Source organism: Vibrio gallicus, from assembly GCF_024346875.1.
GTDB classification, from domain to species: domain Bacteria; phylum Pseudomonadota; class Gammaproteobacteria; order Enterobacterales; family Vibrionaceae; genus Vibrio; species Vibrio gallicus.
In genome coordinates, this window is sequence record NZ_AP024871.1 from 671,199 (window position 1) to 686,836 (window position 15,638).

General features: G+C 42.0%; 16 protein-coding genes and 1 pseudogene. 12 read left to right on the plus strand and 5 right to left on the minus strand.

All coding sequences use genetic code 11. The annotated features are described in order from the left end of the window. Nucleotides 1–104: 104 nt before the first annotated feature. A pseudogene (gene tnpA, locus OCU28_RS16175) lies at nt 105–500 on the minus strand (IS200/IS605 family transposase). 37 nt (nt 501–537) lie between these two features. Here tnpA and OCU28_RS03225 point away from each other — a divergent pair. Together OCU28_RS03225 and malZ are read left to right on the plus strand one after the other, a co-directional pair. Next, nucleotides 538–1,797 (plus strand): RNA-guided endonuclease InsQ/TnpB family protein, encoded by a 1,260-nt coding sequence (locus tag OCU28_RS03225; protein ID WP_261816910.1) that lies wholly within the window; start codon nt 538–540, stop codon nt 1,795–1,797. Between the two features lie 6 nt (nt 1,798–1,803). Continuing rightward, nucleotides 1,804–2,946, plus strand: a complete 1,143-nt coding sequence (malZ, locus tag OCU28_RS03230; RefSeq protein WP_390623791.1) for a maltodextrin glucosidase — start codon at nt 1,804–1,806, stop codon at nt 2,944–2,946. Nucleotides 2,947–3,052: 106 nt separating this feature from the next. On the opposite strand, the gene dusC is transcribed toward malZ, so the two are convergent. Continuing rightward, nucleotides 3,053–4,012: a tRNA dihydrouridine(16) synthase DusC gene (gene dusC / locus OCU28_RS03235; protein ID WP_261816911.1), complete on the minus strand. Its 960-nt coding sequence runs from the start codon at nt 4,010–4,012 to the stop codon at nt 3,053–3,055. Nucleotides 4,013–4,157: 145 nt separating this feature from the next. Here dusC and OCU28_RS03240 point away from each other — a divergent pair, with 145 nt between their 5' ends. After that, nucleotides 4,158–4,757: a YecA/YgfB family protein gene (locus OCU28_RS03240; RefSeq protein ID WP_261816912.1), complete on the plus strand. Its 600-nt coding sequence runs from the start codon at nt 4,158–4,160 to the stop codon at nt 4,755–4,757. A 61-nt stretch (nt 4,758–4,818) separates the two neighbouring features. On the opposite strand, the gene dsbB is transcribed toward OCU28_RS03240, so the two are convergent. Further along, nucleotides 4,819–5,337, minus strand: coding sequence for a disulfide bond formation protein DsbB (gene dsbB, locus OCU28_RS03245; protein WP_261816913.1), 519 nt, complete (start codon nt 5,335–5,337; stop codon nt 4,819–4,821). A 163-nt stretch (nt 5,338–5,500) separates the two neighbouring features. Further along, on the minus strand, nt 5,501–7,096 hold the full coding sequence (nhaB, locus tag OCU28_RS03250) for a Na(+)/H(+) antiporter NhaB (protein WP_261816914.1): 1,596 nt from the start codon (nt 7,094–7,096) through the stop codon (nt 5,501–5,503). Between the two features lie 550 nt (nt 7,097–7,646). On the opposite strand from nhaB, the gene fadR reads away from it, so the two are divergent. The 9 genes from fadR to OCU28_RS03295 all read left to right on the plus strand — a co-directional run bounded on the left by fadR (nt 7,647) and on the right by OCU28_RS03295 (nt 14,975). Next, entirely contained in the window at nt 7,647–8,486 is an 840-nt protein-coding gene (fadR, locus tag OCU28_RS03255) for a fatty acid metabolism transcriptional regulator FadR (protein WP_261816915.1), read from the plus strand. 254 nt (nt 8,487–8,740) lie between these two features. After that, nucleotides 8,741–9,022 carry a hypothetical protein gene (locus tag OCU28_RS03260; RefSeq protein WP_261816916.1) on the plus strand — a complete coding sequence of 94 codons (282 nt, stop codon included), beginning with the start codon at nt 8,741–8,743 and terminating at the stop codon, nt 9,020–9,022. A 141-nt stretch (nt 9,023–9,163) separates the two neighbouring features. Next, nucleotides 9,164–10,522 (plus strand): hypothetical protein, encoded by a 1,359-nt coding sequence (locus tag OCU28_RS03265; RefSeq protein WP_261816917.1) that lies wholly within the window; start codon nt 9,164–9,166, stop codon nt 10,520–10,522. A gap of 301 nt (nt 10,523–10,823) precedes the next feature. Beyond that, nucleotides 10,824–10,961 (plus strand): hypothetical protein, encoded by a 138-nt coding sequence (locus tag OCU28_RS03270; RefSeq protein WP_261816918.1) that lies wholly within the window; start codon nt 10,824–10,826, stop codon nt 10,959–10,961. Continuing rightward, on the plus strand, nt 10,958–11,623 hold the full coding sequence (locus OCU28_RS03275; RefSeq protein ID WP_261816919.1) for a metal ABC transporter ATP-binding protein: 666 nt from the start codon (nt 10,958–10,960) through the stop codon (nt 11,621–11,623). Before OCU28_RS03270 ends, OCU28_RS03275 begins: the two co-directional genes overlap by 4 nt. A 2-nt stretch (nt 11,624–11,625) precedes the next feature. Then, entirely contained in the window at nt 11,626–12,468 is an 843-nt protein-coding gene (locus OCU28_RS03280) for a metal ABC transporter permease (protein ID WP_261816920.1), read from the plus strand. A 19-nt stretch (nt 12,469–12,487) separates the two neighbouring features. Continuing rightward, on the plus strand, nt 12,488–13,363 hold the full coding sequence (locus OCU28_RS03285) for a metal ABC transporter solute-binding protein, Zn/Mn family (RefSeq protein ID WP_261816921.1): 876 nt from the start codon (nt 12,488–12,490) through the stop codon (nt 13,361–13,363). 8 nt (nt 13,364–13,371) lie between these two features. Continuing rightward, a complete protein-coding gene (locus tag OCU28_RS03290) occupies nt 13,372–14,022 on the plus strand; it encodes a DUF1007 family protein (RefSeq protein ID WP_261816922.1) in 651 nt (216 codons plus the stop codon). Nucleotides 14,023–14,027: 5 nt separating this feature from the next. Continuing rightward, nucleotides 14,028–14,975: a nickel/cobalt transporter gene (locus tag OCU28_RS03295; protein WP_261816923.1), complete on the plus strand. Its 948-nt coding sequence runs from the start codon at nt 14,028–14,030 to the stop codon at nt 14,973–14,975. A 53-nt stretch (nt 14,976–15,028) separates the two neighbouring features. Here the strand turns inward: OCU28_RS03295 and OCU28_RS03300 are convergent, their stop codons facing one another. Further along, nucleotides 15,029–15,613: a DUF2796 domain-containing protein gene (locus OCU28_RS03300; RefSeq protein WP_261816924.1), complete on the minus strand. Its 585-nt coding sequence runs from the start codon at nt 15,611–15,613 to the stop codon at nt 15,029–15,031. Nucleotides 15,614–15,638 lie beyond the last annotated feature (25 nt).

The following is a 15,638-nucleotide window of genomic DNA, read 5'->3' on the forward strand; positions in this document are numbered from 1 at the left end:
TACAAAGCGTGATCATACCTAAATATGTGGTGGGTCACGCTTTTTTATAGCGCTGTGGGCGAGAAAACTCAGTGATCAGCTCTGCTGTCGCTGGGGTGAATCGCCTAGCCCTGATCTTGAATGTATTTCCTAACAGTTTCAGCACTGGCGTTTCCAACTGAGCAAGCGAAGTAACCATCAGACCAGAATGTTTTCTCCTTCCAGAATTGCCGCTTTAACTTAGGATGCAGTTGCCACACAACTCTAGTTGTGTGTTGCTTAATTCTTCTAACGTGCTGACTTATGGAGTATCGTGGAGAGATAGTCATTAAGATATGTAAATGATCTTGATCTACTTCCATTTGCTCAATTTCGAACTCAGAATTTTAAGAGAGTGACATTAGAGAGTTCTTCATCACCAAGCCTAACCCTCCTTTGAGTAGTTTCTTCCTATATTTAACCACCAAAATGAGATGAATAGCTATTAGAAACTTACAGTGCGAATTTCGTTGATACTCCATACTTGACACCTCCATATGCTGTATTAATATACAGTATATGAAAAAGACGCTTAGATACAATTTCAGGTTAAAACCTAGCCCACAGCAAGAGTTAAAACTCGTCGAGTTTGGCTCATATGCCCGTGGTTTATGGAACTTCCTGTTGTCTGAGAATCAGCGTCAATACGAAGTCGATAAGACATTTTCTTTCTACAATGAAATGGCTTCGAAGATTAAGGAAATTAAGAAGTTGCCTGAGTTTTCATGGGTTAAAGCACTTGACTCAGGGGCGGCACAGCAAGTCGCCAGAGACCTAGACGCAGCGTTAAAAAATGGAACATCAAAGAAGCCCCACCAACACTTCCCAAAGTTTAAGGTTAGCTATCGAGTTAAGAAGCAACACAATGACAGCTACCGCTCAGTAAATAATAACAACTGCATTAGAGTTGAGAACGGCACTATTACTTTGCCAAAAGTTGGGGCTGTTCCTATTGTCTTGCACCGTAAGTTAGTTAGCTCAATTAAAACAGCGACAGTCCAATACCGACACGGGAAGTGGGAGGTTAGCCTCACACAAGAAGTGGTGTGTGACGAAGCGAAGAAGGTACTAAAAAGCATTGCGGGATACGACATCAACTCAAAGCAAACCGTTGTCGGATCTAATGGCTTAACGGTTGATAACCCGAAATACTTAAAACAAGCAAAGCAGAAACTAACTAGATTACAGCGACAGCTTTCTAGAAAAAAGAAAGGTTCTGCTCGCTGGAAGAAAACAAAATCCCGTCTAAATAATCTTCACGGTTCAATCGCTAGAAAACGAATGGACTTCGCACATAAAACCGCTCATCGGATAGCCAACGAAAGCGATATTGTAGTGTTTGAAGACCTAAATGTGGCGGGTATGCAAAAATTCAACGGCAGGATGATTGCTGACAACATCATGGGGGTTATATCTGACTTAGCGAAATACAAAATTGAGCTGAGAGGTGGTATACATCATGAGATTGGTCGGTTTGAACGCACAACGGGTGTGTGCTCACACTGCGGTCAACATCATAGATTGACGTTGAAAGATAGACATTTCACCTGCATTAGTTGCGGCACTTTTAGTGATCGAGACTATTCCTCTGCAATAGCAGTACAACGGATAGGTGAATCTGATTTAATGGCGAATGGAACTGTCGTCAGGTTGACTAGATCAACCAGCACTCAGCAGAAATCAGGCGTTAAAACGAAAGTCTTTGCATTGGCAAAGTTGTCTTTGGGAGCTGAGGAAACAGAAAAGGCAGTTTGCTTAACTGCCTTAGAAGCTCAGTGATCAGCTATGCTGTCGCTGAGTAGTTCACATCTTAACCCTGTATTTAGCTCATTGAGCAACCACAAATACGATACTACCGACTACTTTAATGTGGATCCCCACTTAGGGGGGAATCAGCCACTAGCAGATCTGTGCCAAGAGTTGCATCGTCGAGGGATGAAGATAGTGTTGGATGCAGTATTTAATCACACCTCATCGGAGCATCCTTGGTTCGATAAAAGCGGGCAACACCAGCGGGGTGCGTATCATAACCTTGAATCAGCCTACCGTGATTACTATTTCTTTGATGGCGACTCGCAGCGTTATGAGGGTTGGAATGGTGTGCCTAACTTGCCTGTGCTTAACTTCGATAACCCCGAAGTGCGTAATATTATCTATGGCTCAGACTCTTCTATTATTAAGCATTGGCTCAAACCCCCTTATAACATTGATGGATGGCGCTTTGATGTCATCCATATGCTGGGTGAAGGAAAGGGCGCTTATAACAATGCACACTATGTTAAGGCGTTTAGGCGCGCAACTAAGCAGCAAAATCCACAAGCCCTAGTATTAGGTGAGCACTTCTTCGAGGCCACAGATTGGCTTCAGGGAGATCAAGAAGATGGCGCGATGAACTACTATGGTTTTGCACATCCAATGCGAGCATTTTTTGCCAAACAAGATATCGCTTATGATCCGATTGAATTGTCCAGTAAACAGTTTCGGCATTGGCTGTTGGAGGCTAAAGCTAAAGTGCCTTGGCACAATCAGCTAGCGCAACTCAATCAACTCGATAGCCATGATACTGCGCGCTTTATTACCTTGCTCAAAGGAGATGATAAAAGGATGAAGCAAGCTGCGCTATTCTTGATAGCGTATATTGGCGTGCCTTGTTTGTATTACGGAACCGAAGTGGGTTTAGAAGGGGAAAATGACCCTGACAATCGACGTACATTTCCGTGGGAGCGAGTCGCGCAGTCACCTTGGGTCCCGGTGTTTAAACAGATGCTGATGCTTCGCAGGCAATCCCCAGCCTTACAGAGTGGAGACCTCATCTTCTTTGATATGCAAGACAAGCTCGTGGCGTTTGCACGAACCTTGGGCAAGCAGAGGATAGTGTTGCTTTTAAACTGCAGTGGTGAGACTGCAACTATCCAGCTGCCGGTTTGACAACTGGGTATAGAGCAGAGTACAGGGCACTATCTGCTTTATGATCAGGGGTATCGAATTGCCGATGGTGAGCTTAAGGTGCAGCTTGGCGGTTTAGGATGCGAGCTTATTCAGCTATAGCTTGTAGCTGCTGATAATAGTGCTGGATGTGTTCTACGATAGGCGCGGCTTGATTAAAGGTGCGAATATTGTGGAACAGCTCTTTTGCTTCTGGATACTGCTGGCGCAAGTAAGCAAACCACTGCTTGACTCTATTTGGGTAATATAGGCCTTTATCACCTTTCATTTCGTATTCTGAATATCTTAATAGCAAGCCAACGACTTCACACCATGGCATTACGGCATGATTGTGCTTAACCACATTACCTAAATTGGGTACGTTAAAAGCGCCACGACACACCATTAAAGAATCAATTCCGGTAGTTTCAATACAGCGCTGGCCATCTTGGTAGTTCCAGATCTCACCATTGGCAATCAACGGCATAGCTGTGTGTTGGCGAAGCTTATTTAGGTAATCCCAACGGATCTGATCTGCCCGGTATCCGCCGGCTTTAGTGCGAGCATGAATAGTGAGCTCGGAAGCGCCAGCGCTTTCTACGGCACTGACTATCTCGAAGCTATCATCTGGGTTTTCCCAACCAAGGCGTATCTTGGCAGTAACCGGAATGTTGCTCGGTACAGCGTCACGGCAAGCCTTGATAATACTGTGCATCAGCTCAGGTTCTTTGAGTAATACAGCGCCCCCTTTGCTCTTATTTACCAAGCGTGCAGGACAACCAAAATTAAGGTCAATACCAGCAGCACCAAGTTCATAGGCTTTAAAGGCATTCTCTGCCATCCATTGTGGGTGCTGTCCCAATAGTTGCAGGTGCACAGGAGTACCTGAGCGGGTCTTTGAGCCTTGTTTGAGTTCTGGACAAAGCTTGTAGAAGGAACGGTCGGGTAGTAACTGGTCACTGACACGCACGAACTCGGTGACACACAGGTCATAGTCGTTGATCTCAGTAAGGATCTCGCGCATTAAGTGGTCGAGGACGCCCTCCATGGGGCCGAGTACAAGACGCATTACATTCTACCTTTGTTTGCAGGAGGCGGGATTTTAGTGGGTTTTGCACAAAATGTCATCGACATTCTTTGCAAAGGGCTTTGCACTATAGAAGCGGTGAGGCTTTTCACTCATACTTAGGAAAAAATAGAACAGAGTAGATACTATGAGCGATTTGATTTGCCTTCCTGAAGGCTATCAAGGGGAGAGCCCTTATTTTTGGGAAGGTGCGGTTTTAGCGGCAAACTTAACCGTAAAACCGCTGGAACCTGAGCTTTGGGCGTCAGAGCTTTATGGAGAGGGGTTTGCTGAGGCAAGGGCGACCATCGTTGAGCATATAAATCATCAATATGCACAGCTTAAAGCAAACCAATACTCCGCATTAGGGTTTGGAAGCCAAGATAATCTAGCTGATTTAGCCGAAGGTTTTTTATCGGTATGGCCGATTGTCGAGCAAGATTGGCAAGCATTGCAGGTTAGTGACGGTAGCATGCGAATGCTTTCGGCACTACTTACGACATTCTCTTTGCTGGTGGATGAGACCCAAACCCATCAACAGATGATACAAGCAGGTTATGAAGAGTTGCCGCAGCTGGCTGATTATCAGGGACAACTTGATTTGATGATCAATGAGGTAGCCCAAGCCGCCGATGAGCTAATGATTGGTAATAAGAGTCAAACCCTAAACCCATTTAAGGGGATTGGGCGTAATGATCCATGCCCGTGTGGAAGCGGCAACAAATTTAAGAAGTGTTGTGGGGCTTAGTTAATCTAAAACGCACCTTTGATTATTGCGTAATAACCAAAGGTGCGTTTTGAACTGAAGTCTACTTACGTTTTAGGCCAACAAATTGCAACAACACAAAGGCAATCCCGATAGCCAAACTAGAACCGAAGATGATGACTAGCCATTGTGGCATAGAGAGCCCTAAGAAGGTCCATACAATCTTGCTACATTGCCCATATGCTTCAAACATCCACGGCATCCACTGATTAAGAGGCGCCCAGTCAGGAAAGTTGACGAAGATATCACAGGTCTTAAAAGGCGAAGGATTAAATTGATAATCCACATGCTGTAACGCAAGCATCAGACCACGGAAACTGGCAAACACCCAACCGGCTAATCCGATAAATCTAAGCAGTGGTTTTTTGGGGTTAATAAGGCCAATAATCGCGGCACTAGAAATACCCACCATAGCGACACGCTCGTAGATGCACATGACACATGGTGCAAGTAGCATGACATGCTCAAAGTAGAGTGCAGACAGTTCAAAGCCTGTGACCATGAGTAGCAGCAATAACCATGCAAGTCGATTGCGAGAGAACTGATAAAGATAATCGAGCATTAGAATTTCCTAACAAATTTGTTATGGGCGTAGCCAAGTAGACAGTTTAAAAATAAAAAACCAGCGAGTAAACGCCGGTTTATAGATTTTTCAGTTAGTCAGCGCATTTACTGAAAAGTTCCAGCGAAAACGGCGTGACAAACCCTAGCTACCACAGCTGTAGTTAATGATGCACTACGGGTATAACGGCATTATCTATTGGAATTGGGTTATTACCTATCCACCCCATATCTAAAAACATGGCTGACATAGGCTCTAAGAAGAACATGATGCCAATCATACCAACGATAGCCAATACGATAGTATATGGGAAAGCCATAATCACCATACGACCGTAAGATAGTCGTATTAATGGCGCAAGAGTTGAGGTTAACAAGAATAGGAACGCCGCTTGTCCATTCGGTGTGGCAACCGATGGTAGGTTGGTTCCGGTATTGATAGCCACTGCGAGCAAGTCAAATTGTTGGCGATCAATTACTCCGCTAACGAGGGCTTCCTTTACCTCGTTAATGTATACCGTTCCGACAAATACGTTGTCAGACACCATAGAGAGCAAGCCGTTAGCAACATAGAATAGCGCCAGCTGTGAGTTTTGGTCTTCAACTGCAAGCACAGCATCGATAATAGGAGCAAACAAGTCTTGTTGAATAATAACGGCTACAATCGCAAAGAATACGGTTAGTAAGGCAGTGAAGGGCAGCGCCTCTTCAAAGGCTTTTCCTAAGGCGTGCTCTTCAATAATACCGGTAAATGCGGTGGCAAAGATAATCACCGATAGGCCAATAAGCCCAACGGCAGCCAAGTGGAACGCAAGACCAATAATAAGCCACACTGCGATTGCGCCCTGCACCCAAAGCTTAGCCACATCTTGCTTAGTGCGGCGCTGCTTTTGCTCTTGATCGTAAGTCACCAGAATATTGCGTACGTGTTCAGGTAGCTGTGCACCATAGCCACAGATCTTGAATTTTTCGACAAATGCCGTAGTAAGCAGCCCCATAAACAGAACCGGTAAGGTAACGGGCAGCATACGTAAGATAAACTCACCGAACTCCCATCCAGCCTGATCGGCAATGATTAGGTTTTGCGGCTCACCCACCATGGTCATTACTCCGCCTAAGGCTGTACCGACACCAGCATGCATGAGTAGCGAGCGTAAGAAAGCGCGATAGTCGTCTAAATCTTCACGGGTTAACTCATTAAGGCCATCATCTTTGGTATGGTCGTGATTACTCACATTGCCTTTGCCAGAAACAACCTTGTGATAGATAGAATAAAACCCAACGGCTACGGCAATAACTACAGCGATAACGGTTAAGGCATCTAAGAAGGCTGACAAAAAAGCAGATGCTGCACAAAATGCAACAGAAAGAAGGATCTTAGAGCGAATGCCAAGCAGTATTTTAGTGAAGATATATAGAAGCAGCTGCTTCATAAAGTAGATGCCAGCGACCATAAATACCAATAGTAGTAGAACCTCTATATTGGCTACCAGCTCGTGTTTGACAAGCTCGGGTGTGGTCATACCAATAGCTATCGCCTCTATTGCTAACAACCCCCCTGGTTGTAGCGGGTAGCATTTTAGTGCCATAGCTAAGGTAAATATGAATTCAACCACTAACAGCCAACCGGCAACAAATGGGTCTATATAAAAGAATACGATAGGGTTGATTATTAGGAAGGCAACGATAGTAACTTTGTACCAGTCTGGTGCCTTACCAAGAAAATTCTTAACAAAAGCATTTCCTAAACTTAATGGCATAATTGTTCTCTTCTAGGCTTAACATTCTCAAGTGCCAATTTAGTTAGCAAAAGAGGTGATTCTTTGGCTCAATATTTACACTTATCGGCGCAACTTTACGCGGATAAAACAGTGAGTCAATAACATAGCGTGACCTCGATCTTGTTACTGAATAAAACATAGCAAAACTTTTATTATATGCAGAGAAAAATACAGTATATGCTTGTCCTGATGAGGGGTTGATTCTCACAATGTACTGTTTCTGTTTCATATGAACTAAGTTGCTGTAACTGATTGATTTTTAAGTGTTGTCGGTATTTTTTTAGTTTAGTAAACTAATTTTTATTATGCAAATAAATGCCATGACTGGTGTTTGTGGGTTGAGTAGTGCTAAACATCGTAAGATTTTATGCGTAGGGTAAATGTTTAGCGAGCTATGGTTACCCATCATCTTGAATAATATTGACCATATCGGAATGATTTAACTCACAACTTCATCGGACTTGGCTTAAATATTGGGGACGTAAGTGGTATGATGAGTTTAATTTGAATCAAAAAATTAAACCTATCTATGGTCATTAAGGCAAAGAGCCCTGCGGGTTTTGCAGAAAAATACATTATTGAAAGTATCTGGAATGGTCGCTTTGCTCCAGGTTCTATTCTTCCTGCTGAACGTGAGCTTTCAGAGCTTATAGGGGTAACTCGAACTACATTGCGTGAAGTTTTACAACGCCTTGCTCGTGATGGTTGGCTGACTATCCAACACGGTAAGCCAACTAAGGTAAACCAGTTCATGGAAACCTCTGGTTTGCATATTTTGGATACCTTAATGACATTGGATGCAGACAATGCAACCGGTATTGTTGAAAGCTTGCTTGCTGCACGCAGTAATATCAGCCCTATCTTTATGCGTTATGCATTTAAAGTAAATAAAGAACAATCAGAAGCGACTATTCATCGCGTTATCGATTCATGTGAAGCCTTAATGGCGGCTGAATCTCATGCTGCGTTTATGGAAAGCTTTGAGTTTGCCAATAAAATTGCTCAAAACGTTAAAGAAGACAATGAAAAAGATGAGTTTAAGCGTAATGAAATTCTGATCGCTAAAACCTTTAACTACTACGACTATATGTTGTTCCAACGTCTGGCTTTCCACTCAGGAAACCAGATATATGGTTTGATATTTAATGGTCTGCGTAAGCTTTATGATCGAGTTGGAGCATATTACTTCTCTAACCCTGCGGCGCGAGATCTCGCGATTGCCTTCTATAAAGAACTATTGATGATTTGTGAGCAAGGGCAGCGTGATAAGATCCCCGCTGTAATTCGTCGCTACGGTATGGAGAGTGCTCAAATCTGGAATGAGATGAAAGAGACCTTACCAACCAACTTTACTGAAGACGATAGCTAACTGTTAGCCGTTTTTCGAACCCGCCTTTATGGCGGGTTTTTATTGGGTGATCTAGGTCTCATTGAGGAAGTGGCACAAATTAGTGCTATACAGGCGTCATATTTGATCTTTTTTTGATTGCTGGCGTATTTAATACCAGTCCCTAATTCTAGGCGTGAGCTAATGTCACAGGCAGTTTCTTTGGCATTCAAACGTAGCAGTACTAAACTATAGGGACGCTCAAAGCTTTAACCTAGTTTAAGGAGGGCGTTCATATGAACATTAAAATTACACTTTTATCTTTACTGGTAGTGGCATTCGCACCTGCAGTTTCGGCAAGCGATGCTCCTTTGTCACAAAGTACGCTAACGGGAAATACTCCCACTTTACTTGCTGAGAATCGATCAGGCAGTAGCACTGAAAGAGTACGCACTACAGATGAAAATGAAATGTCGAGTAGCAAGGATATGCAGGAGTCATATCAAAGCCAAGATATGAATCAAGATATGATCCATGATAAAAAAGTGCGTAAATCCATCCACCATAAACGAGCGTAAAACGGACGATATTTCACCTCAAAAAAGCCAAAACCGCCTGATATGAGGCGGTTTTTTTGATAATAGTCAAATATGAGAACATAGCTTCATAATGCGTTATTTTGCATTAGAATTTAACTCGTTTAGTTAAATGGGGTGAATATGAAGCTATTAAAGTTAACCGCTGTTGTGTCTAGTATCTTGGTTTTAAGTGCATGTAATGGAAACATTGATGACTCAAAACCAAAGTCCAATTTGTCTGCCGACCAGCAAAAACAAATCAATAACTATGTTGGTTCTGCGGGTCAGGGCTTTGCATTTAGTAGCGATTCACCACTATATAACGCCTTAGACAGTCTTTATTTCTTTTCAACTCAAGACAAAATTACGCCACAAAACATTAGTGCAGGTATGAGTGATGGGATTGCTAAGGTATTAAAAGCCGGAGTGTTTGCCAAATTACCAGCCAAAGCTCAGCAGCAAGCAGTAACCTTTGAAGGGGATCATGCTGTTACTTTGTCTGATACCGGTGCCAAAACCAAACATACGGAAGAGTGGCATTGCTATGGCTCTTTACCTATGACGGTAGTGGTCGATAATAAAGGCATGACCATCGATGGTACATTGACCGAATATAAATATTCAGGTGGCTGCAAAGTGACTAATCCGAAGGTGTTTTCCTATAACTTCGCACATGCACATATTGATGCTAACTTCGTCGTTGATTCCGGAACCATTACCGACCTAACTACTCATACGAGCCTTAAACCGAATCAAATTCTACTTTCCGCCATTGAAAGCGATATCCAAAGCCAGTTTGGTACGGCGTGGCTTGAGCAGTGGAAGGCTGGCGCTCAGAGCGCAGGTAAAGATTTCTTAAAGCTTGAAAATGGCCGCATTAAATACAACCAAATTCCAGCTGGCATGGTGGACTTTAACACCCTAAATCAATCGAAACTGCTTGCTGGTACTGTATTTGGTAGTCAGCCTGGTGGCGCTCCTGCAAGTCCTAAGTGGTGTCGAATCGTCAATATACCGCAGGGATTAGACCTTAATAGCCAAAAACAGCAGACGATTATTGCATCTAACTGCGCACGTTCAGTGAAGCGTTATTGTGAAGGGCATGGTTCAGGCTTCCCTGCGGGAATGCAATCGGCGGCCTCTCCTGTTGCTTGGGGTGAGCGTGAATATAACTACGCAATGGATAATACCGTACTGCAACAGCAGAAAAATCAGATAGGGCACTTTGAACAGCATGGTCAAACTCAAAATGCATTTACTACTGGCTCTGCACCATTTAGCGGGGCGCTTAAAGCGGTATACGGTTACTCTACTGTTAAAGATGCAAACCCTAGCAGTACCACCTTTAATAATGCTGGAGCTAACAGCTTTGCAGGGCATGCAGGGCATTGCCAGAATGAAATGGCAAGTTGGGTAAATTCGACTGGGTTATCATTCAAAATGGTTACAGCAAACGGTGGAACAGGGATTGACTTCTTGACTCAGAACTTCTCAAAGTAACGATAAGAACTGAGACGTTTGCTTAAATAATGTAACGTTAATGAGCACCAATATAAGGGTATGCATCTAGATGATGCATACCCTTTTTTATTGATTTAATTAGATAGAGTTACAACTAGAAACCCACCACTCAAAAAGTAAAAGTAATATTCACAATATGAGTAACTTCGTTATTTTTCTTTTTAAATCAATAATATAAGTCGTTTATATGGAAGGGGTGTTGTGAATTATAATTCGCAGTGGTGAAATACTATGCGCATCGATATGTTACAATGTATCGCAAATAGAGGTAAGAAGTTTTATGACCAATCAATTAAGGCGTAGTGATTACTATGCTAAGTATCTAATATCTATGTCAGCCCTTGCGCGTGTCGGCTTTTCAAGCTTGATACTACTTGTTTTATGGCTTGGCATCCGTTGGGCGGTCTCTCTGCCATGATATCAGTTACTAATTTAGTTGTTGGCTACCAAAATAACCCTATCCCTTACACGATATCTGGTGATATTAAGAAAGGGGATCTGACCGCTATTATTGGCCCCAATGGGGTTGGAAAAACCACATTGCTAAAGACATTGTGTAGCCTTATTCCGTCGATATCGGGTGAGATCGATTGGAAGAACGAATGCCAAAGAGATATTGCTTGGTTGCCCCAACATTCTAATATTGATAGGGACTTTCCTATCAACGTATTCGAAGTTGTTTCTATGGGATGTTGGCCGCGTAAGAGCATTATGGGAAGGTTATCTAAAAAAGATATAGCACGAGTCTATTTCGCTTTAGAGCAGACGGGAATTACAGACCTAGCAAAGAAAAGCATTAGTCTTTTATCTGGCGGTCAGTTTCAACGCATGCTGTTTGCGCGAATGTTGGTGCAAGATGCCTCGATAATGCTGATGGATGAACCATTTACAGGTATTGACCAAGAAACTCAGAAAATATTACTGCAACTTATTGTTGAACTCCATCAACAAGGAAAAACTATCGCCGCAGTACTGCATGATAAAGACTTGGTAGATCATTATTTTTCAAACATTATTCAATTTGAAACTAATAAGGTTAGTTTTTATAAGAATAAAAATTTAGGCAAGGTTATCGGGTAATAATGTCTATTCATATATTTGATGCATATCTCCAATTTGGCTTTATGCGACGCTCGTTATTAGCTTGCATAATACTATCATTTAGCTTGCCACCTTTAGGTATTTTCCTACTGTTAAGACGCATGAGTTTGGTTGGTGATGCGTTGTCGCATGCTGTATTACCAGGCGTTGCAATAGGGTACTTAGTTTCTGGTATGTCCTTGCTTTCTATGGGATTAGGTGGTTTTTTTGCAGGGCTGTTTATTGCCTTAGCCTCTAGTTGGATCAGTAGCAGGGCTAAGCTAAATGAGGATTCAACCTTTGCAGGTCTATATCTTGGTTCTCTAGCGTTAGGGGTTGTTTTAGTCTCTTTGCGTAAGAACAGCATTGACCTTATCCACTTATTATTTGGTTCGTTATTAGCCGTCGACAATAGCGCACTCATATTTATTGGTGTAGTGGTGACTATTACACTTTTAATACTCGCTGTTTTTTACCGCGCAATTGTATATGAGTCATTTAACGCCAGTTTTTTCTCTATTTACTCTAGTCGCTATTCAATGTGGATACATGCATTGTTTATGGGGTTAGTGGTATTAAACCTTATTGCCGGATTTCAAGTGCTAGGCACCTTGATGTCGGTTGGTTTGATGATGTTGCCCGCAATATCATCTCGATGCTGGACGGATAGATTACCTAGCATGATTGGGATATCGATTACATTCGGGGTTATTAGCTCATTGCTTGGCTTGGCCTGGTCGTGGTATCAGTCAATTCCAGCAGGGCCCGCAATAATATTAGTTGCAACACTTATTTTTCTACTGTCTATTTTCTTTGGAAGTAAAAAGGGAATATTTAGACAATAACTTTATTTAGGATGACATTATGAAAGCCCTTAAATTAGCCGGTGTGACGTTTGCGTTAGTATCAAGTAGTGCCGCTATGGCTGGCACTGTAAATGCTGTAGCTAGCTTCTCTATTTTAGGCGATATTGTGCAGCAAGTTGGTGGTGAGCACGTTCAAGTAACGACACTCATTGCCCCAGGAAGTGATGCGCACGCTTTTTCTCCTACGCCGCAAGACAGCGTTACCCTTAATAAAGCAGATGTAGTATTTGTGAGCGGGTTAGGGCTTGAAGGTTGGCAGGATCGTTTAGTAAAAGCATCGGGTTATAAGGGTGAGGTTATTACTGCATCGACTGGTATTCAAAGCCGTAGCATGATTGACGATGGTGAAAAGATGGTTGACCCGCATGCATGGAATAGCATGGCAAACGGCGTGACTTACGCAACCAATGTTATGAACGCATTGATTGAAGCTGACCCAGAAGATGCGAGCTATTTTAAACAAAATGGTGAGCAGTACATCAAGCAGCTACAACAACTAGATGCTTGGGCTAAGCAAACCTTTAATGCCATTCCTAAGCAAAAACGTAAGGTTCTAACTAGCCATGATGCATTTGGTTACTTTGGCGCTGAGTACGGTGTTGAATTCCTAGCACCAGTAGGTTACTCAACAGAGTCTGAAGCGAGCACACAAGATGTTGCGCAGCTGATTAATCAGATTAAAGCAGAGAAAGTAGATACTTACTTTATGGAAGATCAGACTGATTCAAGACTGGTTAAACAGATTGCAGACGCGGCGGGTGCTAAAGACGGTGGTAAACTTTACCCAGAAGCATTGTCAGTATCTAGCGAAGCAGATACATATGTTAAAGCATTCCAACATAATGTGAATGCAATAGCGAACAGCATGAAGTAAGTAGCCATATGAGAAATCCTATCAAACAAAAATTTCGATTCTATCTCCTATCTCTGATAGCTGTAGTTTTTTCTAGCTCAGTATGGGCCCATCCACATTCTTGGATAGACATAAAAACTCAGGTTATTGGCAAGGACAAAACTGTCGATGGTTTTAAGATGGAGTGGACGTTTGATAGGATGACTACTGCCTATTTGCTCGATGGTGAGGATATGTCAGCGCAGCATCGTAAGCAGACGCTGCAATCTATATCTAAGTCAGTAATAGATAATATGGTACCTTCACATTACTTTACTAATTTGGATGCGGATAAACACTCATTTGATTATCAAAAAGTAACGCATTCGGTATTAAAGGTTGAGAAAGGAAAAGCAATATTAAGCTTTACTCTACTGCTTAAAAAACCTTATCTGTTTGATGGAAAAGATCTATATTTAAGGATCTTTGATCCGACATATTATGTCGATATGTCGTGGAAATCATTGTCTGATTTTCAGTTCTCTAAAACGATGGCAGCTGAATGTACATCATCGTTAATAAAACCACACCCAACACCAGCTCAAGTTAACCGAGCAATGACCATTCCTATGGATGCGAACCCTGATTATCAATTAGGCAAAGTATTCACTCAAGCCATTAAATTTAGTTGTGGGTCTTAACTTTAATGAAAATTAATAAAATAACGCCGCTAGAGGTTGTTGAGCAACCTAAAAGTTTGGCCAAACCTATGCTTTGCATCGGTATCTCTTTATCGTTAGTTGTCGCTGTTTTATGGTACCTATGGCCAACTATTTTAATTAATAGTATTCACTTTCAAAAAGAGTCCCTTGATTACTTAACTGAACAGTTCTACAACGGAGATAGTCATGCGACTTTGATTATCTTGGGTGTTTGCTTTCTATATGGAATATTGCACGCTTTAGGTCCCGGCCATGGAAAGGTAGTAGTAAGTACGTATCTTGCAACAAATAATACCCAGTTTAAATCAGGTATATTTATTACGATCTGCTCGGCACTTGTGCAAGCAGTCGTTGCAGTAACCCTAGTGTCTGCATTTGTGTTTATATTTCATCAAACCATGCGTGAGTTAAATGCAACGGTATCAGATTTTGCAGTATATAGTGGCGTAGTCGTCGTTGTGCTAGGGGCTCAGTTAATATACAGCGCAGTTAAGCGACTCTACGTATCTGCTAAGTCTACACATACCCATGGACCTGACTGTGGTTGTGGCCACAAACACTCGGCAGACGCCACAGAGCTTAATAATATATCTAAGCCTAAAGAATATATTATGATTATTTTGAGTATTGGCTTAAGACCGTGCTCCGGTGCGATATTAGTACTGTTCTTTGCCCATTTAACCAATTTATATTGGGTTGGGGTGATTGGCACTTTTCTAATGTCCATTGGGACAGCAATTACCACGTCAACTATTGCTTTTTTGACCGTGTCAGGACGTAAGATAATTCAATATTATACCAAAGCATCAACCACAGGAATGAGCGCCGTAATGCCAGCATTAGCCCGCAGCTTAGCGGGTCTGCTCTTGATTACAATTGGTGTATTATTGATTGTGGTTCCAAGCTACGGTGTATCACCTATTTTCTCTTAAAAGTTAATTAGAATAAAAAAACAAAGCCACCTTTAAGGTGGCTTTGTTTTTTATCAGTTTATATGAATTTTGGTTTGGTTTTTACTCAGTTCATCAGCGCCTTGTTTTAAGTCCGTAATATGATTGGCTGTAATGAATTTGGTAGCTGGGAAGTGTTGAAACCAATAGGTGCTTATGGTGTTTAATTGTTCTGGATTATCACAATTAAATAGATATTCAATCTCAAAGTTAGCATGGGTACTATGATCGACAAAGGGGTTATGTATTTTACCGTTCTCTTTCTTAGATAAAATATCGTTTGGTGATGATTTTATTATATTGGTATTATTGCTTGCTATTGAGCATTGAGCTTGGGATGGAATATCAATAATAGAGCTGTAATCTTTAAATAGCTCCATAGCTCTTTGTATAGCTTGCTTTTCTTGAGTGGTTTTCGGGTCATGTTCAAAACCGACAATATCCATTCCCGGAGAAAATATATCAATGATTAACTGGTTATGGTCTTGGGCAATATTATATGTCACATAGCCGTGCACATGAGCGCCATGCTGCCTAAAGCCTGCACCTAGAGCTGATGTTGATAAGCATAAAGAGAGTAATGAAAATACAAATGTTTTTTGATGGATAGGTTTTCTCATTACATAACGACACAGATAGTAAGCT

Bases quoted from the DNA above. Each gene is read 5' to 3' on its own strand.
- OCU28_RS03225 (WP_261816910.1), top strand. From the start codon at position 538: ATGAAAAAGACGCTTAGATACAATTTCAGGTTAAAACCTAGCCCACAG.
- malZ (WP_390623791.1), top strand. From the start codon at position 1,804: ATGCTGTCGCTGAGTAGTTCACATCTTAACCCTGTATTTAGCTCATTG.
- dusC (WP_261816911.1), bottom strand. From the start codon at position 4,012: ATGCGTCTTGTACTCGGCCCCATGGAGGGCGTCCTCGACCACTTAATG.
- OCU28_RS03240 (WP_261816912.1), top strand. From the start codon at position 4,158: ATGAGCGATTTGATTTGCCTTCCTGAAGGCTATCAAGGGGAGAGCCCT.
- dsbB (WP_261816913.1), bottom strand. From the start codon at position 5,337: ATGCTCGATTATCTTTATCAGTTCTCTCGCAATCGACTTGCATGGTTA.
- nhaB (WP_261816914.1), bottom strand. From the start codon at position 7,096: ATGCCATTAAGTTTAGGAAATGCTTTTGTTAAGAATTTTCTTGGTAAG.
- fadR (WP_261816915.1), top strand. From the start codon at position 7,647: ATGGTCATTAAGGCAAAGAGCCCTGCGGGTTTTGCAGAAAAATACATT.
- OCU28_RS03260 (WP_261816916.1), top strand. From the start codon at position 8,741: ATGAACATTAAAATTACACTTTTATCTTTACTGGTAGTGGCATTCGCA.
- OCU28_RS03265 (WP_261816917.1), top strand. From the start codon at position 9,164: ATGAAGCTATTAAAGTTAACCGCTGTTGTGTCTAGTATCTTGGTTTTA.
- OCU28_RS03270 (WP_261816918.1), top strand. From the start codon at position 10,824: ATGACCAATCAATTAAGGCGTAGTGATTACTATGCTAAGTATCTAATA.
- OCU28_RS03275 (WP_261816919.1), top strand. From the start codon at position 10,958: ATGATATCAGTTACTAATTTAGTTGTTGGCTACCAAAATAACCCTATC.
- OCU28_RS03280 (WP_261816920.1), top strand. From the start codon at position 11,626: ATGTCTATTCATATATTTGATGCATATCTCCAATTTGGCTTTATGCGA.
- OCU28_RS03285 (WP_261816921.1), top strand. From the start codon at position 12,488: ATGAAAGCCCTTAAATTAGCCGGTGTGACGTTTGCGTTAGTATCAAGT.
- OCU28_RS03290 (WP_261816922.1), top strand. From the start codon at position 13,372: ATGAGAAATCCTATCAAACAAAAATTTCGATTCTATCTCCTATCTCTG.
- OCU28_RS03295 (WP_261816923.1), top strand. From the start codon at position 14,028: ATGAAAATTAATAAAATAACGCCGCTAGAGGTTGTTGAGCAACCTAAA.
- OCU28_RS03300 (WP_261816924.1), bottom strand. From the start codon at position 15,613: ATGAGAAAACCTATCCATCAAAAAACATTTGTATTTTCATTACTCTCT.